Annotated in this window: 24 protein-coding genes; 15 read left to right on the top strand and 9 right to left on the bottom strand. The window is 61.3% G+C overall.

What is annotated here, in order from left to right; genetic code table 11:
- Nucleotides 1–8: 8 nt before the first annotated feature.
- Both BM198_RS10515 and BM198_RS10510 read left to right on the top strand, forming a co-directional pair.
- Nucleotides 9–1,673, top strand: a complete 1,665-nt coding sequence (locus BM198_RS10515; RefSeq protein WP_074969813.1) for a TnsD family Tn7-like transposition protein — start codon at nt 9–11, stop codon at nt 1,671–1,673.
- Nucleotides 1,674–1,963: 290 nt separating this feature from the next.
- Complete coding sequence (locus BM198_RS10510; RefSeq protein WP_074969811.1) at nt 1,964–3,652, top strand: TniQ family protein; 1,689 nt, start codon at nt 1,964–1,966, stop codon at nt 3,650–3,652.
- A gap of 184 nt (nt 3,653–3,836) precedes the next feature.
- Here the strand turns inward: BM198_RS10510 and BM198_RS29585 are convergent, their stop codons facing one another.
- The 4 genes from BM198_RS29585 to BM198_RS10490 all read right to left on the bottom strand — a co-directional run bounded on the left by BM198_RS29585 (nt 3,837) and on the right by BM198_RS10490 (nt 6,473).
- Nucleotides 3,837–4,040: a hypothetical protein gene (locus tag BM198_RS29585; RefSeq protein WP_139233603.1), complete on the bottom strand. Its 204-nt coding sequence runs from the start codon at nt 4,038–4,040 to the stop codon at nt 3,837–3,839.
- Between the two features lie 91 nt (nt 4,041–4,131).
- Nucleotides 4,132–4,986 (bottom strand): flagellar motor stator protein MotA, encoded by an 855-nt coding sequence (motA, locus tag BM198_RS10500; protein ID WP_074969807.1) that lies wholly within the window; start codon nt 4,984–4,986, stop codon nt 4,132–4,134.
- 59 nt (nt 4,987–5,045) lie between these two features.
- Entirely contained in the window at nt 5,046–5,738 is a 693-nt protein-coding gene (locus tag BM198_RS10495) for a transmembrane anchor protein (RefSeq protein WP_074969804.1), read from the bottom strand.
- A 9-nt stretch (nt 5,739–5,747) separates the two neighbouring features.
- Nucleotides 5,748–6,473 (bottom strand): HupE/UreJ family protein, encoded by a 726-nt coding sequence (locus BM198_RS10490; RefSeq protein ID WP_074969801.1) that lies wholly within the window; start codon nt 6,471–6,473, stop codon nt 5,748–5,750.
- Between the two features lie 189 nt (nt 6,474–6,662).
- Here BM198_RS10490 and BM198_RS30635 point away from each other — a divergent pair, with 189 nt between their 5' ends.
- The 7 genes from BM198_RS30635 (at nt 6,663) to BM198_RS29580 (ending at nt 11,354) form a co-directional block, all read left to right on the top strand.
- Nucleotides 6,663–6,791: a hypothetical protein gene (locus BM198_RS30635; protein ID WP_267920181.1), complete on the top strand. Its 129-nt coding sequence runs from the start codon at nt 6,663–6,665 to the stop codon at nt 6,789–6,791.
- Nucleotides 6,792–7,159: 368 nt separating this feature from the next.
- Nucleotides 7,160–7,459: a metal-sensing transcriptional repressor gene (locus tag BM198_RS10480; protein WP_074969798.1), complete on the top strand. Its 300-nt coding sequence runs from the start codon at nt 7,160–7,162 to the stop codon at nt 7,457–7,459.
- Between the two features lie 9 nt (nt 7,460–7,468).
- Entirely contained in the window at nt 7,469–8,596 is a 1,128-nt protein-coding gene (locus BM198_RS10475) for a nickel/cobalt efflux protein RcnA (protein ID WP_074969796.1), read from the top strand.
- 6 nt (nt 8,597–8,602) lie between these two features.
- Nucleotides 8,603–9,040 carry a YqaA family protein gene (locus tag BM198_RS10470; RefSeq protein ID WP_074969794.1) on the top strand — a complete coding sequence of 146 codons (438 nt, stop codon included), beginning with the start codon at nt 8,603–8,605 and terminating at the stop codon, nt 9,038–9,040.
- Nucleotides 9,037–9,762 (top strand): TraX family protein, encoded by a 726-nt coding sequence (locus BM198_RS10465; RefSeq protein WP_074969792.1) that lies wholly within the window; start codon nt 9,037–9,039, stop codon nt 9,760–9,762. Before BM198_RS10470 ends, BM198_RS10465 begins: the two co-directional genes overlap by 4 nt.
- A 73-nt stretch (nt 9,763–9,835) precedes the next feature.
- The gene (locus tag BM198_RS10460) at nt 9,836–11,134 is read left to right on the top strand and encodes an MFS transporter (protein ID WP_074969790.1); all 1,299 of its coding nucleotides are present in this window, start codon (nt 9,836–9,838) and stop codon (nt 11,132–11,134) included.
- An 85-nt stretch (nt 11,135–11,219) separates the two neighbouring features.
- Nucleotides 11,220–11,354, top strand: a complete 135-nt coding sequence (locus tag BM198_RS29580; RefSeq protein ID WP_139233602.1) for a YHYH domain-containing protein — start codon at nt 11,220–11,222, stop codon at nt 11,352–11,354.
- A 320-nt stretch (nt 11,355–11,674) separates the two neighbouring features.
- Here BM198_RS29580 and BM198_RS10455 read toward each other — a convergent pair whose 3' ends face one another.
- Together BM198_RS10455 and BM198_RS10450 are read right to left on the bottom strand one after the other, a co-directional pair.
- Nucleotides 11,675–12,103, bottom strand: coding sequence for a hypothetical protein (locus tag BM198_RS10455; RefSeq protein ID WP_074969788.1), 429 nt, complete (start codon nt 12,101–12,103; stop codon nt 11,675–11,677).
- The gene (locus BM198_RS10450) at nt 12,100–13,953 is read right to left on the bottom strand and encodes a DEAD/DEAH box helicase (protein WP_074969786.1); all 1,854 of its coding nucleotides are present in this window, start codon (nt 13,951–13,953) and stop codon (nt 12,100–12,102) included. Before BM198_RS10450 ends, BM198_RS10455 begins: the two co-directional genes overlap by 4 nt.
- Before the next feature lie 655 nt (nt 13,954–14,608).
- On the opposite strand from BM198_RS10450, the gene BM198_RS10445 reads away from it, so the two are divergent.
- Genes BM198_RS10445 through BM198_RS10435 form a run of 3 tightly spaced genes read left to right on the top strand, consistent with a single transcriptional unit; the run spans nt 14,609 to nt 17,003 of the window.
- Nucleotides 14,609–15,397: a DUF1190 domain-containing protein gene (locus BM198_RS10445; protein ID WP_074969784.1), complete on the top strand. Its 789-nt coding sequence runs from the start codon at nt 14,609–14,611 to the stop codon at nt 15,395–15,397.
- Nucleotides 15,398–15,403: 6 nt separating this feature from the next.
- Nucleotides 15,404–16,267, top strand: coding sequence for a hypothetical protein (locus BM198_RS10440; RefSeq protein ID WP_139233601.1), 864 nt, complete (start codon nt 15,404–15,406; stop codon nt 16,265–16,267).
- Nucleotides 16,254–17,003: a hypothetical protein gene (locus BM198_RS10435; RefSeq protein WP_074969780.1), complete on the top strand. Its 750-nt coding sequence runs from the start codon at nt 16,254–16,256 to the stop codon at nt 17,001–17,003. The genes BM198_RS10440 and BM198_RS10435 overlap by 14 nt, the downstream gene beginning before the upstream one ends.
- Here the strand turns inward: BM198_RS10435 and BM198_RS10430 are convergent.
- The 3 genes from BM198_RS10430 to BM198_RS10420 all read right to left on the bottom strand — a co-directional run bounded on the left by BM198_RS10430 (nt 16,971) and on the right by BM198_RS10420 (nt 20,283).
- A complete protein-coding gene (locus BM198_RS10430) occupies nt 16,971–18,134 on the bottom strand; it encodes a glutathionylspermidine synthase family protein (protein WP_074969778.1) in 1,164 nt (387 codons plus the stop codon). The genes BM198_RS10435 and BM198_RS10430 overlap by 33 nt on opposite strands.
- 98 nt (nt 18,135–18,232) lie before the next feature.
- Nucleotides 18,233–19,612 carry a heavy metal sensor histidine kinase gene (locus BM198_RS10425; protein WP_074969776.1) on the bottom strand — a complete coding sequence of 460 codons (1,380 nt, stop codon included), beginning with the start codon at nt 19,610–19,612 and terminating at the stop codon, nt 18,233–18,235.
- Nucleotides 19,609–20,283, bottom strand: coding sequence for a heavy metal response regulator transcription factor (locus BM198_RS10420; RefSeq protein ID WP_074969774.1), 675 nt, complete (start codon nt 20,281–20,283; stop codon nt 19,609–19,611). The genes BM198_RS10425 and BM198_RS10420 overlap by 4 nt, the downstream gene beginning before the upstream one ends.
- Nucleotides 20,284–20,701: 418 nt before the next feature.
- Here BM198_RS10420 and BM198_RS10415 point away from each other — a divergent pair, with 418 nt between their 5' ends.
- The 3 genes from BM198_RS10415 to BM198_RS10410 are packed head-to-tail and all read left to right on the top strand — an operon-like array spanning nt 20,702 to nt 23,298.
- Nucleotides 20,702–21,952: a TolC family protein gene (locus BM198_RS10415; RefSeq protein WP_074969772.1), complete on the top strand. Its 1,251-nt coding sequence runs from the start codon at nt 20,702–20,704 to the stop codon at nt 21,950–21,952.
- Between the two features lie 3 nt (nt 21,953–21,955).
- The gene (locus tag BM198_RS30140) at nt 21,956–22,117 is read left to right on the top strand and encodes a hypothetical protein (protein WP_160158615.1); all 162 of its coding nucleotides are present in this window, start codon (nt 21,956–21,958) and stop codon (nt 22,115–22,117) included.
- Nucleotides 22,108–23,298: an efflux RND transporter periplasmic adaptor subunit gene (locus BM198_RS10410; protein ID WP_074969770.1), complete on the top strand. Its 1,191-nt coding sequence runs from the start codon at nt 22,108–22,110 to the stop codon at nt 23,296–23,298. Before BM198_RS30140 ends, BM198_RS10410 begins: the two co-directional genes overlap by 10 nt.
- The last annotated feature ends 1 nt before the right edge of the window (nt 23,299 follow it).

The raw sequence follows: 23,299 nt of genomic DNA, 5'->3' as shown, positions 1-23,299 counted from the left end.
GTCGTGTAATGGAGCTGAAATTCCATTTCTTCCCTACAGCATTCCCCGATGAGACGCTACACAGCGTTCTATCTCGCTATGCCCGGCTTTGTGGCGGGCATAGCCGCAAAGCTGCGTTCATCGGCAACAGAGCTGCGGTCTCGTTCACGCAAAATGTAGCGTTTCCCTGTCGATTGGATGATTTAGTCGAGTCGCTTCCCCCAGGCACAGACCTCTCGGTATGCAAAATCATCACGCGCCATACAGTTCTGCCCTATTACGCGCCTTTTCTCACCGATGATCAGATGCTGCATGCCCGCACCTCAATGGCCGGGGACGGCAAGTGGCTAATGCTGAAACTAGGAGTCAATGCCAGTCGGCTCGAAGGAGCTTCGAGGGTACGCTTCTGTCCGGCCTGCCTCAATGAGGACCTCGTTGGGGTTGGCGCAGCGTACTGGCACCGCGTTCACCAGCTTCCCGGCGTGTTGGTATGCCCTCACCACGGCGATTCGCTCAGGATGGTGGATCCGAGCTGGTGCAGCCGTAACTCATGGCAGCTCCACCTGCCTGATGATGCGGAAGTACAAGCTCATTCACACCAGGTCACTGTTGGTTTGGAGGCTTTTCCAACGCTGCATCAGATCGCGCTCCAATCAATGCAATTGCTTACGCTAGCCCTCAATCCCATTTCACCCATTGCCTTGCGCGCTTGCCTGATGCAGAGAGCTACTGAGGTAGGTCTAACCCGGGGTAAATCGCAGCGGCTGGATCTATGCCGTTTGGCCGCACATATGGTCGGCGTTTTCAACGTTCTGCCTGCAGCTTGGGAATACTCGATCCTCAGAGAGTCACCCGCAGGCCAACCCGCGACTTGGGTCACCAAGCTGCTACGCAGGCCAAGGCATACGCATCATCCACTCAAATACATTGTGCTGGCCACTGCCCTGGGGGTCGATCTGGCTCATCTCCAATGCTGCAACGAGCGATCCACGCCAGTTGTTAAGCGACCATCGCCAACTGGTCTCGGTTATACAAAAGCCAAGCTTTCTGAGGACCTGCTAGAGGGGATGGAGGGCTTGCCTGCTGTTGTTTGGAGACTAGCACTTGCCGGATGTGAGGCTCGGCAGATCGCCTCTGCGCTTGGTGTCTCCAGGGTATATGTTTATCGAACCATCCGTGGTGTCAACGGCGGTTCGCCGGCCTGGAAAAACGCAAAATTTCAAAGCGAGCGCCTTAGGCGCCGAGCAACCTTCGAGGTCGAATATGTGACCCTGCAAGCTCACAAGTGCAAGGATTACATGTGGCTTTATCGCTGTGATCGAGCCTGGCTCTCAGGCTACATCGCCAAACATGCAGATACTCATACATGCCGTGCTGATAGCACCACTACATTCACTACTATTGACGCGATACTTGCAGAACAGATCCGGTGCTGTGGGCAGCGCCTTCGGACTGCACCAGGAAAGCCTGTCTACATCTCGCGCTCTAGAATAGGGCGGGATCTACACGTCCTCTCACGTTTCGAAAAACAGCTCTCCAAGCTACCCCTGTGTGCCTTGGCATTGGAGCAGACGTGTGAGTCTATCGAGGAGTTTCACGTTCGGCGCTTAGAGTGGGCCAAGGCGAGGTTGGAAAACGAGCAGCGAAGCGTAACTCGGTCAGCGTTGTATCGAACAGCTTGCATTCGGCCGTAGTTATGTCCTCTGAGAGGAAAATATCCCATGCATATTTATAAGAGAGTGTGAGCCCCGGCAGGCGTTTTTTAGGAGGGAGTCCGCGATAATACTAGTGTGAAGACGGCTTATGTTGGCTATCTGCTTTGTGCAAGAAAAGTGTGAGGGTGTAAAATCAACATAGCTCTTGTATGTCATGGGTTGGCATTTTTTTATATTTTCCTCTCCGAAACACGATATAGTGTGTTGGAAATACACTGCGCTGTAGAGTTCGTGTACTTTTTAAGCACTATTTGGCTAGTCAATTTTCGATGTCTGATCTGCTATTTTTTCCCATGTCGATGCCGGACGAGATTTTGCATTCTCGTATCACGCGCTACCACTTCCTGTCAGGTAACAGAACTGCGACTGAAACCTTCCAAGACCTGTTCGGCTCGGCGCCGTTCAGTATGGGGATTTTGCCAAAGCAGATTGAAGAGCTTGCCTCCAGACTGCCTGGTGATCCGGCACGTAATCTCGACGAATTAATTTGCGCTAATACTATATTTCCAGCGTATAGACCCTTTCTAGGGGTAGGCCACGATGCGGATTCTGCCTATGCAGGTTCCCGCTTGTCTGGGGTTGCTCGTATTCCCCGTCGAGAGGCAGCGGTCCACGGGAAGGCTAAGCTTTGCTTAACCTGTGTGCAGCAAGATCTGCTTGAAACAGGTTCCGCATACTGGCATCGCTCACATCACTTGCCCGGTGTGAGCGTTTGTTGGCGTCATGGTGAGTCGCTAATGCACGCGTGCCCCAAGTGCTCTCATCCGTTCTTCCGTAAGCTTCGTCTACTTCCTAATCCGACTGAGCCTTGCGTATGCGGTTGGAGCGCACTTGATCCTTCGACAGTTAAACAGGGTACTGCGCAAGAAAGGAATTTTGCTCAGTTTGCCTACGAGGTACTACAGCGGAGCTTTCCACTAGTCAGTTGTGAGGCATTGGGGGGAAGCTATGTGCGGCAATGCAGGGCGCGCGGTTTTATACACGGAAAATTTACAAGTACTGCGAAACTATTTAACAGTATCCGCTCAATGTATGGAGATGAAGCTTTGTCGCGAATGGATAAAGCTTATGAAACAGGTAAGCACAACCAATGGATACGGTTTGGATCTTGCAATGGCCAAATGGATATGCCAATTGCGAGGCATATGATCATTGCGCAGCATCTGTTCGGTAGCGCAGATCAATTTGAGGAAGCTTTGAAGAATGAAGTTATTTATCATAGCGCCGCAGGTGAAAAATCACGCTCAAATCCGGAAAAGCCGCAGGTCGGTAGGAAGGCGCAACATCGTCAGAAAATAAATACGATTTTGGCTGTGCGAGTGAACGCCGATTTGGAGTACCTCTGGGATAATGCTTACCAAGCAACTCGTTGGTTGACGAAACATGATAATTCTTGGTTGATGGCAAGGCTCTGCACGCCCGTACCTGACGTAGTTAAGGAGGTTAGTGATCTCCGAGACAGCGCATACGCTGCTATTCTCTTAGCGGGTGCTGAGGATCTCTATCGAATTTCCAAAGGGCAGAAGCGGGTTAATCTCAGCAACCTGCAGAAACTACTACCTGTGCGTCTTCCACCCTGCCCAAAATTACGTAAGCGCAGATTTCCCTTGGCTTCCAAGCAGGCTGAACTGCTCATGGAGTCTGTCTGGCACTTTCGACTGAGGCGGCTAATCGGTGCTCTTGCCGATATCAGGAGACTAAATCTTCCGATGAACACTGGCAGCTTGGGTGTGGTTTCCAGTCTGCCGAATACGGTTTTTCAAGTCCTTGTCAGCTTTTTCGAGTGGGACTTGGAGGGGTTTGTGAGAAACGGCGTTGACTCCGAGTCCCTGCTTAAATCGACGGGAGTTCCAAGGAACTGGCAGGGTCCGCCAGGTTTCAACCAAGTTCTGGGCGGAACCGCATATTATCGGAAAAAATCCGTAGCTAAGCGACTGGAAAGAAAAAGTGCGGAGTGAAGCCTGTCGAGCTCCCTTTGATCTTGGGAGTATGGGCTCGCTAGAGTTTTTGCTGAATTTGCCGCGTTTGGGAATTTGAAGCCATAATTAAAGGGCACGATTAATTTTCGCACTTAATACGGCTTTTTATAGTTCTCGCGGTTTCATGTATCGCTAGATCTACTCAATATTAGGTAGGGCCAGATCACTTGCGGAACAAACGTGGTCCCAGCCTGCGGCATCGTTGACTGGGGTCTTCTTTGCGCATCGCCTCCCTGAGCTTTTCGGCGGCTTCAGCAAGGACAGCAGGATCAGCCTCCCAAATGGCCTTTACCAGCTCTTCGCGTCGCCGAGCTTTTTCCTCCAACATGTCGGCAATGCTGCGATCTGGCTGCTCGACATTGCTCATGTTCAACCTCTGCAGTTCGGTCTATTTTCCAGAGACTATCATGCGGAGTGAATTCGCGCGGGCAAAGACGCTGGGTTGCGTGCACTCGACTTTACTTGGCACTCCTGAAGGCCTCATCCATTTCGCTGAAGGAGGGCCGGTGTGCAGGGAAAATCACGTTCCTGCCAAACTCCACAGCTAATGTTGGGGGCATGCCAGAAGCCGCAGCCACTAAAGTCACTTTGATCGCTTCGAACACATTCAGCTCCTCCTTGGCATCGTGCTCTAGGCAGGTCGCCAGGGGGCCGAAGAAGCCGTAGGCTGCCAGGATGCCGAGAAAAGTGCCCACCAGTGCGGCGGCCACATGCTTACCAATAGCAGCCTGATCGCCCTCACCCAGCAGGCCCATGGTAACAACGATACCTAGCACCGCAGCAACGATACCGAAGCCCGGTAAGCCGTCGGCGAGTCGACTCACCGCATGGGAATTGTGTTCCAGCTCTTCTTTCAGACTACCCAGACCTGCATCCATCAGCCCCTCCAACTCGTGAGGAGCCATGTTCCCGGATGACATGATCCGAAGATGATCGCAGGTGAACGACAGCATCCGTGTGTCCTGCACCAATCGCGGATACTTACTAAAGATGGGACTCGCGTTGGGGTCCTCGATATCCGCCTCGATTGCCATCATGCCTTCCCGGCGTGACTTGTTGAGGATTTCGTAGAGCGCAGTGAGGATCTCTACATAGAAGGCGTGACTGAAGCGACTGCTGAACATCTTCAACGCCTTCTTGAAGACATGCATGGTGGTACCACCAGGATTTGCTTGCAGGAAGGCGCCTAGTGCACAACCACCGATTACTAGGACCTCATAGGGTTGTATGAGTGCTGCAATTGCACCTCCAGACAGCATGTAGCCGGCGATCACGCTCGCCAGTACGACAATCATCCCGACGATCTTCATCATGGTGGTATGTCTCCATGGACGAGTAGGAGGCCGACTCGGGTGAGCCGGCCATGAGCACGTCAGATCACGCGCTTAATCTGCAGATAGTCGCCTTCGGTCTTGAGGGTGACGGTTACCGGCTCGTTGCCACGGTTGCGCCAGAACCAGCCGTGCTTGCCGTCGAACGCCGCCTCCAGCGTACCCTTGTCTTCCTGGGTCGCACGGCCCTTGCCATAGCCGTGATAGAAGCCCTTGGGCGCGTTGTAGGGATCGCCGTGGGTATCGTAGTTCACGACGCCATCAGCCACGCTCCAGGTGAAATCGACACGGGCACCCTTGAGCATTTCCAGCTTCACTTCTGCCCCCTGGTTCGGGGCCAGGGTGATGCTGATCTGATGCTGCTGGCCAGCCGCCTTGGCTGGAGCACTCGGTGCCGCCGGAGCAGCAGCGGGTGCAGGGGTTGCCGCGATGGCCGGTTGTGCGGGCGCCACCGGAGCGGCCGGTGCGGTTTGCTGAACCGGAGCGGCTGCCTGCAGTGCAGCACTGTCGACAGCGGCGTCCGCCGCCGCTTCCTCGGCGAGTTGAATCTTGATCTTGCCCATCTGAGTCAGGCCCAGGGCGCTACCGACACCGGTGGGGTCAAGGGCGTACTCCGATGGCATGACCACGGTGACCAGCAGTGCGCCGGCGGCAACCATGGCGATGACGGTGGAGCGGAGCAGTTGTTTGCTGCTGGGCAGCTCATTGAGGGTAGGAAGCTTCGAATTGAACATGTCTTGTCCTTACTGGGAAATAACCAGGCCGGTGAGCTGGTAGCCCATCAGCAGGAAGCCGGCGCTCATCATGGCGACGTTGGCGGAATACGCGTGCTGCCAGAAACTGGCAGTGCGACGCCAGTAGCCCATGAGGATGAGGATGCTGCCGAGCGCCAGAAGCTGGCCGATTTCGACACCGACGTTGAAAGCGATCAGATTGACGATCAGCCCGTCTGGGGATATCTCGAACTCCTGGATCTTGGTAGCCAGGCCGAAACCATGGAGCAGACCGAAGATCAGGGTGGCGGCGCGGGTATCGGGCTGTACGCCGAACCAGCGTTTGAAGGCACCGAGGTTGTCGAGCGCCTTGTAGACCACCGAGAAGCCGATGATCGCGTCGATCACGTAGGAGCTGATGCTGATGTCGGCCAGTACGCCCAACAGCAGCGTCACGGAATGGCCCACGGCGAACAGCGTTACGTAGAGTCCCACATCCTTGAGGCGGTACAGGAAGAAGATCACGCCGAACAGGAACAGCAGGTGGTCGTATCCGGTGATCATGTGCTTGGCGCCCATGTAGATAAACGGCATGAGCATCACGCCGGTGCTCTCCTGGATGAACCCCTTGTCACCTTCGGCAACGCCATGGGCGAGTGCGTCCGGAGTCACGAGCAGCAGCGCCGCGACCAGGGTCAGCAGGAAAAGCGGGCGGCGCAGAAATGCGTCCGCACCACTCCATAGAAGTGCATTCATTGCTTACGTCCTAGATTGCTGAAAACGAGAGCTGCGAAGCAGCCCGATTCAAAGCACGGACGTGTCGCGCGGAGGGCGCTCGATAAGGAAGATGGGCCCGATGGGCATGGTGAAGCGGGGGGAAGACTGCAGCTGTCCAGGCCCACTCATCGGGGGCAGGATGATCAGCGAGCCGAGGTATGGAGTTTCGTGGACGTGATCAGCTGTGAAAGGCGCGTGGTAGTGGTCGCCAAGATCGGCGTTGCTGAACGAATCGTCATCATGGGAGTGATGGTGGGCCTCTATGCCAACGTTCTGCAGGCCAGCCGAGGAAAGTAGAGAATAGGTGTGCCCGACCCACGCCATCAGAAGCGCGAACACCAGCGTTAGTGCTGTGCGGGTGGAGGCGGTTCGAGACATCGTAGTTGACGGCCGAAATACTGAGTTGACCGACAATTTATCCCCTGGGGGAGGATGTGATCAAGTGTTAAGTATTTCTATGGGCGACCCGAATATTTCCTTGGATGTCAGCACTCTGCACCAGGCAAGCCGCCACATAAGAGATGGCTAAAAGACGAATGCATGAGAGCGGACTGCCCCGATACCCAGGTTCCGTGCCAACAAGGATCCAAGTGCCGGCCACCTGTTGATTATATCCTCCCGGGGGGGATAGGATTTGGTGATCAGCCACAGAATATGAGCCACCGATGAGCGAACTCGATCAGACCCACGATCATGGGCATCGCCACGAAAGCCACACCGATATCGTCAAGCGTCTTAAGCGAGCGGAGGGGCATCTGCGCAGCATCATCACCATGATCGAGAACGGCCGCGAGTGCGTGGATATTGCCCAACAGATGCATGCAGTCGAGAAGGCCGTATGCCAGGCGAAACGGACGCTGATTCAGGATCACATCGACCACTGCCTCGAACACACCATCGGCGCCATGACCAGCGATGAGCGGGCGCCGCTTGAAGAGTTCAAGCAGATCACCAAATACCTTTGAGGTCCATCCATGGGCAGTTTCTCGCAACTCCTGCAGCAGGGAGCGGCACACGCTTGGCTGTATTTCCCCAGCGCCATCCTTCTTGGAGCGCTGCACGGGTTGGAGCCTGGCCATTCCAAGACGATGATGGCCGCCTTTATCGTCGCTATCCGTGGCACTGCCAAGCAGGCGATCCTGCTCGGGCTGGCAGCTACCGTCTCCCATACGGCTGTAGTCTGGGCAGTGGCCGTCGGCGGCATGTACCTAGGCCAGGGCCTGGATGCGGAGACCACCGAACCCTACTTTCAACTGGGCTCTGCCGCATTGATCATCGCCATCGCCCTATGGATGCTCTGGCGCACCTGGCGGGGTGAACGCAGCTGGTTGGCAGAAAGCGATCACGATCATAAGTATGACCACGCCCATGACGAAACTCGGGTTATCGATACCGGGCATGGACGGATCGAGCTGTCGATCTTCGAGGAAGGCGTACCGCCCCGCTGGCGCATCAAGACACTCAGTGGCTTGCCCTGGGTAGCGCAAGAAACCCACCTCATGACTCGCCGCCCGGATGGCGTGGAGCAGTCGTTCACCTTCGTCCAGCAGGTCGGCTTCCTTGAGTCCCGCGACGTGATCCCGGAGCCCCACGAGTTCAGTGTTCGGGTCAGCCTGGGCCATGGCGGCCACTCCCACGACTACGACGTCGAGTACAAGGAGCACGCCCATCACCACCATGGTCATAGTGAACTCGAAGGGCTCGAGCTGGCTGCTGACGGCTATCAGGATGCTCACGAAAGGGCGCATGCCAATGACATCAAGCGTCGTTTCGCCAACCGCGACGTCACCACGATCCAGGTCATCCTGTTCGGCCTGACCGGCGGTCTGATTCCCTGCCCCGCTGCTATCACGGTCCTGCTGCTCTGCCTGCAGGTGAAGGAGATGACGCTGGGAGCGGTTCTGGTCCTGTGCTTCAGCATGGGCCTTGCACTCACGCTGGTAACGGTCGGGGTCGCCGCTGCACTGGGCGCACGTCACGCCTCGAACCGCTGGCCCTGGCTCAGCACCGTCGCCCGTCGGGCGCCCTACCTGTCCAGCGTTCTGATCATCGCGGTGGGCGTGTACGTCGGCTGGCATGGCTGGCTCAACCTTACGAGCTGAAGACCAGTGGAGAGATCGGCCTATGCAGGCCTGTTTCTAACCGCGTTCGGTGCCGCGACGCTATTGCCGCTGCAGTCGGAGGCCGTCCTGGTAGGCCTGCTGCTGACAGAGAACTATTCGGTATGGCTTCTGTTGCTAGTTGCCAGCCTCGGAAATGTTCTGGGCTCCAGCGTCAACTGGTGGCTCGGGCGTCACGTTTCCCGCTGGGGGTCCCATCGCTGGTTCCCCCTCAAGGAAAAGAATCTGCAGCGAGCGGGCAGTTATTACCACCGGTATGGCCGCTGGTCGCTTCTCCTGAGCTGGGTGCCCGTGATCGGTGACCCACTTACGCTGCTCGCCGGTGTGCTGCGCGAGCCGTTCTGGAGCTTTCTCTTGATCGTGATTTTCGCCAAGACAGCCCGTTACCTGGTCCTCACAGCCCTCACTCTGGGGTGGCTCGCATGAACGAAGCCAACCAGAACCGGGATACGGGCCTGGACATCGTCAAATGGCTGGGCATGGCAACCATGGTGTTGGACCACCTGCGCTACCTCTGGCACGACATGGCACCGCTCTACCTGATAGGCAGGCTGTCATTCCCCCTGTTCTGCCTCGCCATAGCCGCGAATGTGGCACGCAGCCGCCGTGGGGAGCTCTACACGGAAGCGAACGTACGCTACCTGACCTGGATGCTGCTGTTTGTTGTCATCTCGGAACCTCCTTACCGGATGCTGTCGTCGGGCAGTTCGACCTTCAGCGTTATGCCCACTCTAATGCTCGGGCTCATTGTTGCCTGGGGTTGCTATCACCGCGATGTCGTCTCCATCGTTGCTGCCGCCATAGCCATTGCCAGCAGCGTCGCCTTCCATGACCTGTTCATGTACGGCGTTAGTGGCGTGTTGATCCCGGCGGCCCTGGTATTGGCCATCCGCAAACCCGGCCTCAGCGCCCTGCTGCCAGCCATCCTTTGCGTAATGGCCAACAACAGGGACAGCTGGATGCTGCAGTGGGGCATTCAGCCTTACCCGATCGTAGTGGCGATCATCGCGTTCAGTGCCCCGCTATATGGGCTCTGGCTGCTGAGAAAGGAATGGTCGTTCAAGGTCCCGCCCGTCACCCGCTGGGGCTACTCCTTCTACCCGGGACACCTGCTGGCCTTGGTGTTGCTCAGGTACGCAGTGACATAACACCGTTTCGCGATCAACCGTTCCACCCATCCCCCCAGGGGGATGATCAATCCACCTTCACGAGGGGGCTGACATGCTTTCCGTTCTCGCCAACCGCACCTATAGGCACCTCTTCATCGCGCAAGTCATCGCGCTGGTGGGCACGGGCCTCGCGACAGTCGCCCTGGGCCTGCTTGCCTATGACCTGGCCGGCGCCCAGGCTGGAGCCGTGCTAGGTACCGCCCTGGCAATCAAGATGACTGCCTACATCGGTGTCGCGCCCATCGCCGCTGCGTTCGCCGAGCGCCTGCCACGCAGAGCCATGCTGGTAGCCCTGGATCTGGTGCGAGCGGCGGTAGCGCTGCTGCTGCCCTTCGTCACCGAGATCTGGCAGGTGTATGTGCTCATCTTCGTGCTGCAGTCCGCATCCGCAGCCTTCACGCCCACCTTCCAGGCCACTATCCCGGACATCCTCCCTGATGAGCGCGAGTACACCCGCGCCCTGTCGCTGTCGCGTCTCGCATACGATCTGGAAAGCGTCATCAGCCCAATGTTGGCAGCCCTGCTGCTGACGATGGTCAGCTTCCACAGCCTGTTCGGCGGCACCGTAGTCGGTTTCCTCGTTTCGGCGGCGATGGTCGTCTCCGTCACCCTGCCCATCGCCCAACCAGGCCCCAAGCGCGGCATCTACGACAGGACGACACGGGGGCTGCGCATCTTCCTCGCCACACCGCGCCTGCGCGGCCTGCTCGCGCTGAACCTCGCCATTGCCTCAGCCAGTGCGATGGTGATCGTGAACACCGTGGTTCTTGTGCAATCGCGTTTCGGCCTGCCGCAGACCTCCACCGCAACCGCGTTGATGGCTTTCGGTGCCGGCTCCATGCTGGTGGCTCTGATACTGCCCCGGCTGCTGGATCGCATGGATGACCGCAAGGTGATGTTCGGCGGCGCCAGCGCGCTGGTGATCGGCCTCTGCATTGGCATTCTGTTGCCTAGCTACACCTTTATGCTCGGGCTCTGGTTCTTCCTGGGCGCGGGCTACTCGATGGCGCAAACACCCTCCGGGAGGATTCTCCGCCGATCTTCCTGCTCGCTGGACCGCCCCGCCCTCTTCGCCGCCCAGTTCGCGCTGTCCCACGCCTGCTGGTTGATCACCTATCCCCTTGCCGGCTGGCTGGGCGCCAATGTCAGCCTGCAGGCGTCGTTCATAGGCTTGAGTGCCTTGGCTGCCACCTCCCTGGTGGTCAGCTTCCGGATCTGGAAGCCTGAGCACGACCGGACAGTGATCGAACACACCCATGACGACCTCGCAGAAGACCACGAGCACGTTGCTGAGGGTAAGACCCACTCCCACGTCTATGTGATTGACGACCAGCATCGGCGCTGGCCCTAATTGCGTAAGGGGTTGCGAGCTAGTGGCTAGCTGCCATATCGTCAGCTGGCCAGTTCTGGCGCCCAACTAGAAAAGGAGTTCTACCGTGAAGAAACTGTCCGCTGCCTTCCTTGCCCTGCTCTTCGCCTGTGTATCTGCCTCTGCATTGGCCCACAGTGGCGGCACCGACTCCAAGGGCTGTCATCGCAACCACAAGACCGGTGACTATCACTGCCACTGATGCCTCGGTGCTGAGGACTTCCATACAGGTCAGAAGTCCTCCTCATCAAGCGAGCCAATGATGCGCCAAGCCGGCTTATGTGTTCATACACGCAAGCACAAGTGATTGGTCTTCAGCGGCTGCCAGGATCAATTCATAGTGTCGAATCACCCAGAGCTGGGTGCTGGACATTACCGACGTGCGGGCTGCACAACAGCTGACTGTGTCGCGTCGTTGTGCTCTCGCGCTCAGTCGTCAGTTGGCGATGCACCGACGCTTGGCTAACTCAGCCCGAGCAATGACTCTTAACTAGCTTTCTCCCCGTTCCAAGGCAGACTAGGTTAGGCAGCCAACCGTAGTTGCGGGGCAAGTGCAAGGTAGTCTTGGGGTATGGTTGACAGGATTTCGGCTACTTTCTCTCGGGGTAGCAGGCTAGAGAGTTGCGCTTCAAGCTTACGGAGCCGTTCCTGGATGGCGTAGGAGCGGTCCCATTGAATGCTGAACCGCTTGGTCGCTACCTTCTGCTCAACCAGCACCAAAAAACGGCTGCGGTCATAGGTATAGCGCATGGTTACATTGCTCAAGGATCCGTCTTCATCTAGCTCGGAGAAAGTAAGCTCGAACACCAGGCCCTGCGAAGTCTTTCGCGCAGAGGACCCTACGTAGTCGTTTTCGAAGAGATTATCGATGAGCTCGCTGGGCTGAACACCACGGCTGACGTGGAGAGTCGAGAGCTCATCAACCAGTATTTTGATGGTTTCTAGACTCATTTCAGCATTCTCCTCAATTCATCGATGATCACCGCCACGTACTCAATCGACTTGGTCAGTGAGCTGTTGTCACGGTCAACAACCCTACCGAATTTTTTCAACAGCTTGTTGTTGATAAAGCTCACCAGTATACCGTCGTTAGGCATGTTGGGTTTCGCCATCGGTAGGTGGTTTTTGAATATCGGATAAAGGGTAGAGGTTTTTTCTTCGATTTTCAGATCGCTGAGCAAGGTTGCGACCTCGTCCTGAGCCTTCTTCGTAAGGATCTCGCGCAGCTGTTTACGGGCGATTTCAGGCCGCTTCTCCATAAGGTTTGGGTCTATGGTCTGGGCTGCTTTTTTTGTCTCAGCGTTCAAGAAAACACTCTTGAGCTGTGCAAGAACATCTGCGTCGTAGCCTTCAATCCCCGGAAGCGCCTGGACCTTCTGCGTTGCGATGGACTCGACTTCGGCCCTTTTCTCCGAAAAAATCTTATTGAAATCCAGATCTCCAAGGTAAGAGTCACGGTCACTCACAAATGCTTCGGAGGTGGAAACACCACCTAGATCCTGCTCTTTACGGATGTAGTCCTCATCCGTGATGGTGTAGTCGCGGGTACGCTGGTGCTTGGCTCGATCAACTTCAGTCTGGAAGGCCGTCCACATCGAATCCAACCCGGTCTCCTGGTGATAGATCACTACGGCGTTGTTATCGATCTCAAAAGCCGTTATCTCGTCGGCAGGGATTGCCCGCAAAACCCTGCCCACGATTTGTGCAAAGGCATTTTCGCTTCGGTAAGGACGGAAGAGCGCAAGAACAGTGAGGTACCGATGGTCGTAGCCTTCCATCAGCATGTTCACGGAAATTACGACATCGCATCGGTGGTTATCGATCAACCGGAATGCCGCATCGATATCCGCTGACTCCATGTTGCTATGCACCACGACTGCAGTCAGCTTCTTGGATTTATACCAGGCGCGCAGGTCCTCTGCGTGGGTGATGCTGCAACCGACCGCGAGAATCTTGTGTGGTACATCTGGAGATATTTTCCGTAGCTCATCCAGTTTCTGAATGCTCAGGTCAATCACGTCCATTGAGCATTCTGCTGACAGGGCTACGCTGCGCTCCACCCACTCAATTTCTTTGAATTCTAGAACTTGCTCTTTAGAGAGCCGGACACCTGGCTGTTCGGCAATTGTGAAATAGAGCTCATGAGCATTAACTGTCTCTTTCCTGAGCCACTTAACATATCGATCACGCATCACTTCAGAAAGAGGCGTTTTGTGGATCAGCTTTCCCGGTACATCTTGGTTGTCGCCGCGGAATGGAGTACCTGTCACAAAAATCTTTTTGGCTTTTGAAAAGTGCGCCAATGTCTTTTGCCAGCTACCTGCCGGCGCATGGTGCCCTTCATCAATGATGATGAGATCGAAAAAGTCGGATGGCACCCGCTTCGTCAGTGACTGTCCACGCTCGTTATATATCTGCTGGATATTTGAATAAACGAAGTGGGCCTGTTCAAGGCTTGCCTGATGAGTATCAGAAGCGAACTCGCATGTGACCGGAAGATCTTCGGCACTGAAAATTACATCGAAGTTTATCCAGAAGTTGTCTTCTAGAAGCTCCTGTGTCCGGCGAATACTCTGCTTAGTGACCAAGCCGGGTGTAATGATCAGCACACGTCCCTTTGCCAGGCCGAACGGTAATATGGAGATAAGCCCGCTTTTTCCCGTTCCGGTAGGCAAAACGATCAATGCATCCTCGCTGGAACTCTCGAAGTGTTCTTGGGCCTTGATGTAGGCTTCAATCTGGGGACTACGCAGCTTTTTATTGCCAAGGATATTGGCCGCCGTTTCGGTGAAATAATTCATAGAATGTAGAGGTTCCTATCGGCGACACGTGTCAATGTGAACGCTCGCTGAATTAGCGCTCGTTGGCGGTGGCGGAGGTAGCTGAGTTGTAGCGGGCTTTGCATTGAAATATCCATATTTCGAACGCGGGATCACGGGACTCTCGTGATAATCGAGCATATGCACTAAGTCTGAATGTAGATTAGTGATGTCGCCAGTTTTTGCATGATTTTTTACAGGATGTCCAGTGGCTTACGTGGAAAATCGGTACTGATTTTGGATGCCCCCAGCAGAGTTGATTGCCACAAACATGTCCTAGGGTCGGCCACTGGTGAAATCCCGAGCCGTCTTCAGAGTTCAGGCACATTACCGGCATGCGTTGTTGGCGGAAGGTGTCAAACTATGTTCCTGACAGTAGCTGGCTTTTAGCGTGTGCGGGCTGTGCTGTGTCAAACTATGATTCAGTCGTAGATGAAGATCCTAGCGCTGAAGCTAGCGGATTTTGCGACCCGCTGTGTCAAACTATGTTTCGGCTATCCACGTGGCAGGCCTCCAGCCACGGGCGCCGTGGGCCGTGCACAGCCGCCGGGACTGGATCACATCCCGTTCAAAGGCGGTTGACCCGAGGGGAGCGTCATCTTCTAATCCGCCCCTCGATCTTGAACATGGACTGTTTATGCCCTCCGCCGAAGCGCCCTCGGCACCTGCTGCCGCCCCCTCCCAGCCACTGCCTGACACCGCTCGCCGGCAGAAGCGCGCCGGCTTGCTGACCCTCAGCCTTATGGGCGCCACCCCCCTCGTCCTGCTGGCCTGGGACCCGATGTACCGTGAGGTGCGGGTCTTCGACAGCCTGGCGGTCTGCGAGCAGGGCACCACCCTGACCGCCGAACAATGCCTGCGGCTGCGCGACGAGGCGTTCCGGCGCACCACCCTGATGGCGCCGGTCTACACCAGCTTCATGGCCTGTGAGCGCGACTTCATCCGTATCAGTGGCAACTGCAAGGTCGGTGAGTGGTGCGTGGCCGACGCCGTGCAGAGCTGCACACAGGGCGACGACGGCCTGGCCCGCCCCCAGCCGGTGGCGTTCCTGGTCAGCGATGCCTTGATCAGACGCCTGCGCAGTGGCGAACCGGACGATTGGAGCGAGATCGGCCTCGATGAACTGCAGCCGGTCTTCGGCATGAGCGAAGACGCGCTCTATGGCAGCAGCACCTATGGCGGCGGCCACTTTGGCAGCTACAGCGGCGGCGGTGGTGCTCGCAACCTGCACCTGTTCACCGGCCAGGGCCAGTACCTGGGCGACCAGCGTGCTCGCCAGGCCAGCCTGCACCGCAGCCAGCTGCAGGCATCCGGCTACGCCCAGCAGTTCCAGAGCGGACAATTGCCGACGCGCCTCCAGGGCGCTGCCAGCCGCGGCGGGTTCGGCGCGACCGCCCGCAGCAGCCTGGCCATGGCCAGCGGGTAGCCGATCATGTGGATACGGATTGGCCTGGTGCTCGGTTGCCTTTTCGCCAGCTCGATCGCCCAGGCCACAAGCCTGGACAGCAGCGTTGGCGAGGCCGATGCACGGCTCAAGGAACTGCGCCAGCTAATCGCCGAAAAGCCCGACAGCCTGCAGGTGCGCCTGCCGAACAGCCGTGAATGGAAGAGCCTCGCGTCGCTCGGCCTCGCCCCGAGCTGTCGGGCGCCCGTGCTGGTAAGCCCCACCGCCCCGCTGCAGGCCCTGACGCACTGCAGCGGTGTGCAGATGACCGATTCGGGAGCGGTGTGGACGATGGTCTCGATCTTCTGGACCCATGACCGTCGCTGGGAAAAGGGCAGGGCGCTGCGCCTGCAATCCAGGAGCCTCGTTCGCCAGGGCGCCCCCACCGATGACGCTGACTTGCGCACCGAGACGCCGTTGATCAGGGCCCTGGCGGGCGCCGACCTGCGTGAGCTGGATCTGCTGGCCGGGCTCTGGGCGAGCCTCCGCCAGCAGCCCCTGCCAGCCAGGCCGGACGGCCCGTGGGGGGCAGCCGAGGCCTGGCCCTCCGGGTTGGTGGCGTTGCATGCCGATGGCCGGATCAAGCTGGCCGGGTCGAACCTGGCGGGCCTGCATGCCTGGCAGAGCTGGTGGGCGACCCAGCCCAAGCCCCAGGGCGTCAGCGCGCTGGTCGGGGTCGACCTGCAGCTGGAAGGCAAGACGCCTGCCCTGCAACTGGGCGAACTGACCCTGTCTCGGGCGCCCTTTGCCGTGGTGTTGCTGCCGGCCGACCAGCAGCCTCGCGATGAGCGGGCGCTCTGGCGTGACGAGAACTGGCAACTGCTGATGGTGCGTACCGATGGCAAAAGATGATCGCGGGGTAGATGAACAGGCCCTGTCCGAGGTGTCGTTCCCGCACGTCGTGCGCATCGACCCGACCAGCGGCGGCGTCCTGCTGGTTGGCGCCACCCATGGCCTGACCCTGATGCTGTGCTGCCTGGTGCCACTGGTGGTGGGACTGTTGTTCGCCGCACAACTGGCCTTCGACCTGTGGCCCTGGCCTGTGGGTAATTACGAACTGACACTGCTGGTCTGGATGGCCCTCTGGCTGGGCTTCCTGCTCTACAACCTGGGGTGGGGCAGCTACGTGGAGACCTACCTGATCAGCCCGCGGCAACGCTGGCTGTGGCACCTGAACAGTGGGGAGATGGTCGACCTGACCACACTGGCCGAGCGTGCGCGTACCCGACAGGCCCCTGACGACCCTGCCACTTTCGACCTCTCGCTGGCGGAGTCTCTGCTGGTGCTCGACGAACAGCAGCTGCGCGCACTGCCGCCCTACCAGACCAGCCCGTTGGGTGCCTACCTGCGCGGCTTCTGGAGCCCGGATGCCTGGAAGCTGGCGGGTCTGGTGGTCGGCATCCTCCTGTTGATCATCCTGCTCGTCGTCGGATCGCTCGGCGGCGTGTTCCTCGCCGTATGGGTCCTGGCAGTTGCTTGGCTGGCCAGCGCCCTGGCCGCCTTCTGCCTGCAGCACCAGGCACCCAGGCGGGCCGAGGCCCTGCTGCGTGGGCGCTCAATCGAGGATGTAGTGCGGAACGAAGCGTGAGCTGTCCTGGGTGATGGCGCTGCGGTCTTCGCGAATGCCCATGCCCACGGGCCGGCCGCCGACCAGCCAGCTGCCGATGATGGGGTGCTCCCCGCCCATGCAGGGCGGCGGGCACCAGCTCTGCAGAATCGCCGGCCCCTGCTCGTAGGGGCCGGGCGTCGCAAGCTCCACTCCGCCCTCGCTTTCCACCTGGATGTTCGCCCCCTCGCGGGAGAAGAACGGCTTGCGCACCCAGCGCGGGCCCAGCAGAGCCGCATCCGGCTCATCGGCGAAGCAGGCCGGGATCAGGTTGGGGTGGCCGCGATGGCGCTGCCAGAGCAGCGGCAAGATCGCCTTGTTCGACAGCAGGGTCTTCCAGACGGGCTCGATGAAGCGCGTCCGGCTCCGGGCCAGATGGTGGGCGAAGTCCTCCTCCAGCAGCCACTCCCAGGGGTAGAGCTTGAACAGCTGGAGGATCGGCTGGTCGTGCAGGTCGACGAAGCCCTTGCCAGGCACGTGGCCGATGTCGTCGATGTGCAGCAGATTGGGCTGCAGGCCGGCCTGGTTGGCACAGTCGGCCAGGTAGGTGACGGTGCCCTCGTCCTCGATGTGGTCACGGCAGCAGGCCAGGTGGAAGGGCTCACCCGCCAGGCCGATGCGCTGCAGGCGCTCGACCAGCGCATCCTGGACGAGGTTGTACTGGTCGGCCCGCTCCGGCAGCACGCCCCGCTCGCGGCACTGCTCCAGCCAGACCCACTGGAAGAAGGCCGCCTCGTAGAGGCCGGTCGGGGTGTCGGCGTTGTACTCGTAGAAACGCGCCGGGCCCTGGCCGTCGTAGGTCAGGTCCATGCGCCCGTACAGCGCCGGCTCGCGTGTACGCCAGCTGTCGCGGATCAGCGTCCAGTGCGCCTCGGGCACCGCCATGCGCCGCAGCAGGGCTTCGCTCTCCACCGCGTCTTCCACCAGGGCCAGGCACATGGCCTCCAGCTCGGCGCTGGGTGCCTCGATGTCGTCCTCGATCTGCCGCAGGTTGAACCGGTAGCAGACGCTTTCATCCCAGTAGGGTTCGCCGCCGATGGAGTGGAAGTGGAAGCCGAGCGTCGAGGCTTGCTCGCACCAGTCGTGGCGCGGCGCGATGGTGTGCCGATGCATGGAACGTCCGTGTTGGCCTGGAAAATGGGTCGCCATTCTAGCGACCCGCCAGGGCCTTGGTTGTTGATCGAGGCGGCAACCCGGTGAGGGCGTCGTTCTTAGCCAGCCGCCTGGAAGCGCAGGCGGAACTCCGTCGGGCCGGCCGGTTCGCTGCTCACCTCCACCGAGCCCCGGTGCAGGCTCATGATCGAACGCACGATGGCCAGGCCCAGGCCGGTTCCGCCGTCCGCCCGGGCGCGGCCGGGGTCGACCCGGTAGAAGCGCTCGAACAGGTGGGGCAGGTGCTGCGCGGGAATGCCCGGGCCCGGGTTGCGCACCGCCATCACCAGGCTGTCGCCCTCCCGGCGGGCCTCCAGGTGGATGCAACTGCGCGGCGGGCTGTGGCGGATGGCGTTGGACAGCAGGTTGGACAGCGCCCGCTGCACCATCAGCCGGTCCCCCAGCACCTGGCCTTCGCCCTCCACCACCAGCACCTGCTGCTTGTCGTCGGCGGGCAGGGCGAACAGGTCGGCCACCCGGCGCGCCTCGGCGCCGAGATCCAGCGGGGTCATGGGCACCAGCGCCGCCGGGTGGCTGACCTGGGCCAGGAATAGCATGTCGGTGACGATCCGCGCCAGGCGCTCCAGTTCCTCGGTGCAGCACTCCAGCACCGCCTTGTAGACCTCCGGTGGGCGCTCGCGGGAGAGGGTCACCTGGGCCTGGCCCATCAGGTTGCTGATGGGCGAACGCAGCTCGTGGGCCAGGTCGTCGGAGAACTGCGCCAGCTGCTGCACGCCGCCGTCCAGGCGGTGCAGCATCAGGTTGATGGATTGCGCCAGCTCCCCCAGCTCCCGGGGCAGCGACGCCACGGGCAGGCGGTGGGAGAGGTCCTCGGTGGAGACCTTCGCCGCCACCCGGCGGAAGCGTGCCAGCGGCGCCAGGCCGCGCTGCACCACCAGCCAGGCGCCGCAGCCGATCAGCAACAGCACCAGCGGCAGCGTCGCCAGCGCCGAGCGCAGGTAGGCCGCCAGCAGGGCGCGGTCGCTGCGCCGGTCCAGGTTGAGGAACAGGCGCACCGCCTGGCCGTCGGGCAGCACCAGCTCGCGGTAGGCCGCCAGCACCTCGCTGCCGTCCTCCAGGTACAGGGTGCGGTAGCGCACCTCCGGGCCCGCCGGCAGGTCCCGCAGGCGTTCCGACAGCGGCAGGCGCCCCAGCTCCAGGCGCACCGGCCCGCCGGTGCGGGCATCGAACAGCGCCAGGCTGAGGTCGTCGTGGCCCTTGATCTGGTCGCCCACCACGTGGGGCCGCAGGCTGTTGCCCAGGTCCAGCGCCAGGCTGTGCTCGATCTGCTTCAGCTTGCTCTCCAGGGCCTCGCGGGCGCGGGCATCCAGCGCCCCGTCCAGCCCATAGGCGGCCAGCAGGGCCAGCACCACCACCAGCACGGCGCCCATCGCGCCGACCGCCAGCCCCAGCCGGACGGACAGGCTGGCCGGCTTCATCCGCGGTCTTCCAGCACGTAGCCGACGCCGCGCAGGGTGTGGATAAGTTTGTTCTCGAACGGGTCGTCGATCTTCGCCCGCAAGCGGCGGATGGAGACCTCCACCACGTTGGTGTCGCAGTCGAAGTTCATGTCCCACACCAGCGAGATGATCTGGGTGCGCGACAGCACCTCGCCGGTGCGGCGCATCAGCAGGTGCAGCAGGGCGAATTCCTTGGTGGTCAGGTCGATGCGCTGGCTGCCGCGGAAGGCCCGGTGGCGCCCCGGGTCCAGCTCCAGGTCGGCCACCCGCAGCACCTCCGGCACGGCGATCTGTTCGGCGCGCCGCAGCAGGCTGCGCACCCGTGCCAGCAGCTCGGGAAACTCGAAGGGCTTCACCAGGTAGTCGTCGGCGCCCAGGTCCAGGCCCTTCACCTTGTCCGCCAGGCGGCCCCGGGCCGAGAGCATCAGCACCCGCGTGGCGGTGTCCTGGCGCAACTGGCCGAGCACGCCGAAGCCGTCGATCTGCGGCAGGTTCACATCGAGGATGACCAGGTCGTACTGGTGCTGGCGGGCCAGGTGCAGGCCGTCGACGCCGGTATGGGCAGCGTCCACCACATAACCGCTTTCGCTCAGGCCCTGGTAGAGGTAATCGGCTGTCTTGGGCTCATCCTCGACAATAAGGATCCGCATGGGAATTCATCCTGCATATAGAAGGAAAAGTGCCCGGCTCATTGTTCGAACAAGAGGGCAGCGATAAATAAGTCAATTAAGAAAAACGACCGGAAAGTTGCGCAGGCTAAACCCTGTAGTCACTTCAATGTCAAGCGATCAGACCCGTCAGCGCCGCCTGCCACGAGGCTTTCAGCACGGCGTAAGGCCTGTGGATAACACCGGTAGTTGTTTCAAGTTGCTACGGAAGTTGCCCGGAAGTTGTTCGGCGCGGCGCGATGCTAAACCAGATAAGTGCCCCCGGAACGGGCATTACATATTTGTAATCCGTGCGTCACCCTGGGGATAAGTGCCCCGCCCTAGAGTCCCCGGCGTTATCGGATCAACCCCTGGAAGTTGCCAGGCGTTGATCGCTTCCGAGACGCAGAGGACTTCCACCGTGTACCGACCCAAGCCCCCCAAGCGCCTGCGCCCGAGCCTGGCCGTCCTGGCCCTGTGCCTGGCGTTGCCGCCCTTCGCCACGGCCGCCGAGCTGGACTTCGCCACCGCCCTCGCCACCGCCTACCAGGGCAACCCCGAACTGGCGGCCGCCAGCCAGGGACCGGGCATCGCCGCCGGCGAACGCCGCCAGGCCGCGCTGCTGCCCAACCCGGAACTCTCCTGGGAGATGGAGGACACCCGCAGCGCCACCCGCACCACCAGCGTCAGCCTGGCCCAGCCCCTCGAACTGGGCGGCAAGCGCGGTGCCCGTGTCACCTACGCCGAGCGCGGCCAGGCCCTGGCCGAGCTGACCCTGGAGCAGCGCCGCAATGCCTTGCGCGCCGACACCCTGCTGGCCTTCCAGGCGGCCCTGCGTGCCCAGGCGCGCAGCGAGCTGGCCGACGCCTCCCTGGCCCTGGCCGAGCGCGGCCTGACGGTGGCCCAGGCACGCATCCGCGCCGGCAAGGCCGCCCCCATGGAAGCACTGCGGGCCCAGGTCCAGCAGGACGAGCTGACCCTGGAGCGCGACCGTGCCCGCACCGAGCAGCGCCAGGCCTACCAGCGCCTCGCCACGCTCATGGGCGAGCCCCGGCCCGGCTTCGAGCGGGTCGCCGGGCGCCTCGGCCTATTGCCGTCCCCCCCGGCCGAAGCCCGCCTGCTGGCCCGCTTGGGTGACACCGCCGACCTGCGCCTGGCGCTGGCCGACGTGGCGCGGGAAGAGGCCGGCCTGGACCTGGAGAAGGCCCGGCGCTACCCCGACGTCACCGTCAGCATCGGCAGCCAGTACAGCGCCGAGGACCGCCAGCGGGTGAACCTGGTGGGGGTGTCGCTGCCGCTGCCGCTGTTCGACCGCAACCAGGGCAACGTGCTTTCCGCCAGCCGCCGCGCCGACCAGGCCCGCGACCTGCGCAACGCCACCGAGCTGCGCCTGCGCGGCGACGTGGCCATGGCCCTGGAGCAATGGCGCCGTGCCCAGGCCGCCATCGACGCCCACGACCGCAGCATCCTGCCGGCTGCCCAGCAGGCGGTGGACAGCGCCACCCGCGGCTTCCGCATGGGCAAGCTGGCCTTCCTCGACGTGCTCGACGCCCAGCGCACCCTGATCGACGCGCGCAACCGCTACCTGCAGGCCATGGCCGAGGCCACCGAGGCCTGGGCCAGCCTGGAGCGCCTCTACGGCGACCTGTCGGGCCTCGACGGCCCGGCCTGAAGCATGCCCCGTCGCCACCCCTGGCTCGGCCTGCTGGTGCTGGTGGCGGGCTGCGGCTACGCCCCCGGCGTACCCAGCGAGCCCGACGGCCACTGGTGCCGCCACGACCTCTACCGCGCCTTGCACATCATCGTTTCCCTTCGAGAGGACACCCCATGGACATGAAACGAGGCCTCGCCCTCGGCCTGCTGCTCGCCCTCGGCCTGGGCGCGGGCGCCACCCTGCTGCCGGCCATCGGCAGCCCGTCGCCCCAGGCCACCGACGACCCGCCGCCCTCGGCCCATGCCGACGAGGAGGGCGGCGACCACGACGAGGAGGAGGGCGCCATCGCCCTCAGCCCCGCGCAGATCCAGGCCGCCGGCATCGAGCTGGTGAAGGCCGCCCCCCGCGCCCTCAGCCAGCGCCTGGCGCTGCCCGGCGAGATCCGCCTGGACGAGGACCGCACCGCCCACCTGTTCCCCCGTGCCGCCGGCGTGGTCGAGCAGGTCAGCGTCGGCCTCGGCCAGGCGGTGCAGAAGGGCGACCTGCTGGCGGTGATCGCCAGCCCCCAGGTGTCCGAGCAGCGCAGCGAACTGGCCGCCGCCGAACGCCGCGTGCGCCTGGCCCGCACCACCTTCGAGCGGGAGCGCCAGCTGTGGCAGGAAGGCATCTCCGCCGAGCAGGACTACCTGCTGGCGCGCCAGGCCCTGGACGAGGCCGAGATCGCCCTGGGCAACGCCCGGCAGAAGGTCAGCGCCCTCAGCGGCAGCCTCGCCCAGGGCGGCGGCAACCGCTACGAGCTGCGCGCGCCCTTCGCCGGCATGGTGGTGGAGAAGCACCTGGTGCCCGGCGAGGTGGTGAACGAGAGCAGCGCCGCCTTCACCCTCTCCGACCTGTCCCGCGTCTGGGCCACCTTCAGCGTCTCGCCCCGTGACCTGGCGCGGGTCCGCGTGGGCCGCCCGGTCACCGTCAGCGCCCGCGACCTGGGGGCCGAAGTGGCCGGCTCGGTGGCCTACGTCGGCAGCCTGCTGGGTGAGCAGAGCCGCACCGCCACCGCCCGCGCCACCCTGGAGAACCCGGAACTGGCCTGGCGCCCGGGGCTGTTCGTCAGCGTGCAGCTGGCCACCGACACCCGCGAAGTGCCCGTCGCCGTGCCCGAGGCCGCCGTGCAGACGGTGGAGGACCGCAGCGTGGTGTTCGTCCGCACCGACACCGGCTTCGCCACCCGCCCGGTGACCCTGGGGGCCCGCGATCAGGGCTTCGTGGAGGTGAGCGACGGGCTGGAGGCGGGGGTCGAGCTGGCCGCCGCCGGCAGCTTCACCCTCAAGTCCGAGCTGGGCAAGGCCAGCGCCGACCACGCCCACTGAC

Source organism: Metapseudomonas otitidis (assembly GCF_900111835.1).
Taxonomy (GTDB): domain Bacteria; phylum Pseudomonadota; class Gammaproteobacteria; order Pseudomonadales; family Pseudomonadaceae; genus Metapseudomonas; species Metapseudomonas otitidis.
This window is presented reverse-complemented; position numbering and strand designations above follow the sequence as displayed.

Coding starts and splice junctions, on each gene's coding strand:
- BM198_RS10515 (WP_074969813.1), top strand. CDS start 9: ATGGAGCTGAAATTCCATTTCTTCCCTACAGCATTCCCCGATGAGACG.
- BM198_RS10510 (WP_074969811.1), top strand. CDS start 1,964: ATGTCTGATCTGCTATTTTTTCCCATGTCGATGCCGGACGAGATTTTG.
- BM198_RS29585 (WP_139233603.1), bottom strand. CDS start 4,040: ATGAGCAATGTCGAGCAGCCAGATCGCAGCATTGCCGACATGTTGGAG.
- motA (WP_074969807.1), bottom strand. CDS start 4,986: ATGATGAAGATCGTCGGGATGATTGTCGTACTGGCGAGCGTGATCGCC.
- BM198_RS10495 (WP_074969804.1), bottom strand. CDS start 5,738: ATGTTCAATTCGAAGCTTCCTACCCTCAATGAGCTGCCCAGCAGCAAA.
- BM198_RS10490 (WP_074969801.1), bottom strand. CDS start 6,473: ATGAATGCACTTCTATGGAGTGGTGCGGACGCATTTCTGCGCCGCCCG.
- BM198_RS10480 (WP_074969798.1), top strand. CDS start 7,160: ATGAGCGAACTCGATCAGACCCACGATCATGGGCATCGCCACGAAAGC.
- BM198_RS10475 (WP_074969796.1), top strand. CDS start 7,469: ATGGGCAGTTTCTCGCAACTCCTGCAGCAGGGAGCGGCACACGCTTGG.
- BM198_RS10465 (WP_074969792.1), top strand. CDS start 9,037: ATGAACGAAGCCAACCAGAACCGGGATACGGGCCTGGACATCGTCAAA.
- BM198_RS10460 (WP_074969790.1), top strand. CDS start 9,836: ATGCTTTCCGTTCTCGCCAACCGCACCTATAGGCACCTCTTCATCGCG.
- BM198_RS10455 (WP_074969788.1), bottom strand. CDS start 12,103: ATGAGTCTAGAAACCATCAAAATACTGGTTGATGAGCTCTCGACTCTC.
- BM198_RS10450 (WP_074969786.1), bottom strand. CDS start 13,953: ATGAATTATTTCACCGAAACGGCGGCCAATATCCTTGGCAATAAAAAG.
- BM198_RS10445 (WP_074969784.1), top strand. CDS start 14,609: ATGCCCTCCGCCGAAGCGCCCTCGGCACCTGCTGCCGCCCCCTCCCAG.
- BM198_RS10440 (WP_139233601.1), top strand. CDS start 15,404: ATGTGGATACGGATTGGCCTGGTGCTCGGTTGCCTTTTCGCCAGCTCG.
- BM198_RS10435 (WP_074969780.1), top strand. CDS start 16,254: ATGGCAAAAGATGATCGCGGGGTAGATGAACAGGCCCTGTCCGAGGTG.
- BM198_RS10430 (WP_074969778.1), bottom strand. CDS start 18,134: ATGCATCGGCACACCATCGCGCCGCGCCACGACTGGTGCGAGCAAGCC.
- BM198_RS10425 (WP_074969776.1), bottom strand. CDS start 19,612: ATGAAGCCGGCCAGCCTGTCCGTCCGGCTGGGGCTGGCGGTCGGCGCG.
- BM198_RS10420 (WP_074969774.1), bottom strand. CDS start 20,283: ATGCGGATCCTTATTGTCGAGGATGAGCCCAAGACAGCCGATTACCTC.
- BM198_RS30140 (WP_160158615.1), top strand. CDS start 21,956: ATGCCCCGTCGCCACCCCTGGCTCGGCCTGCTGGTGCTGGTGGCGGGC.
- BM198_RS10410 (WP_074969770.1), top strand. CDS start 22,108: ATGGACATGAAACGAGGCCTCGCCCTCGGCCTGCTGCTCGCCCTCGGC.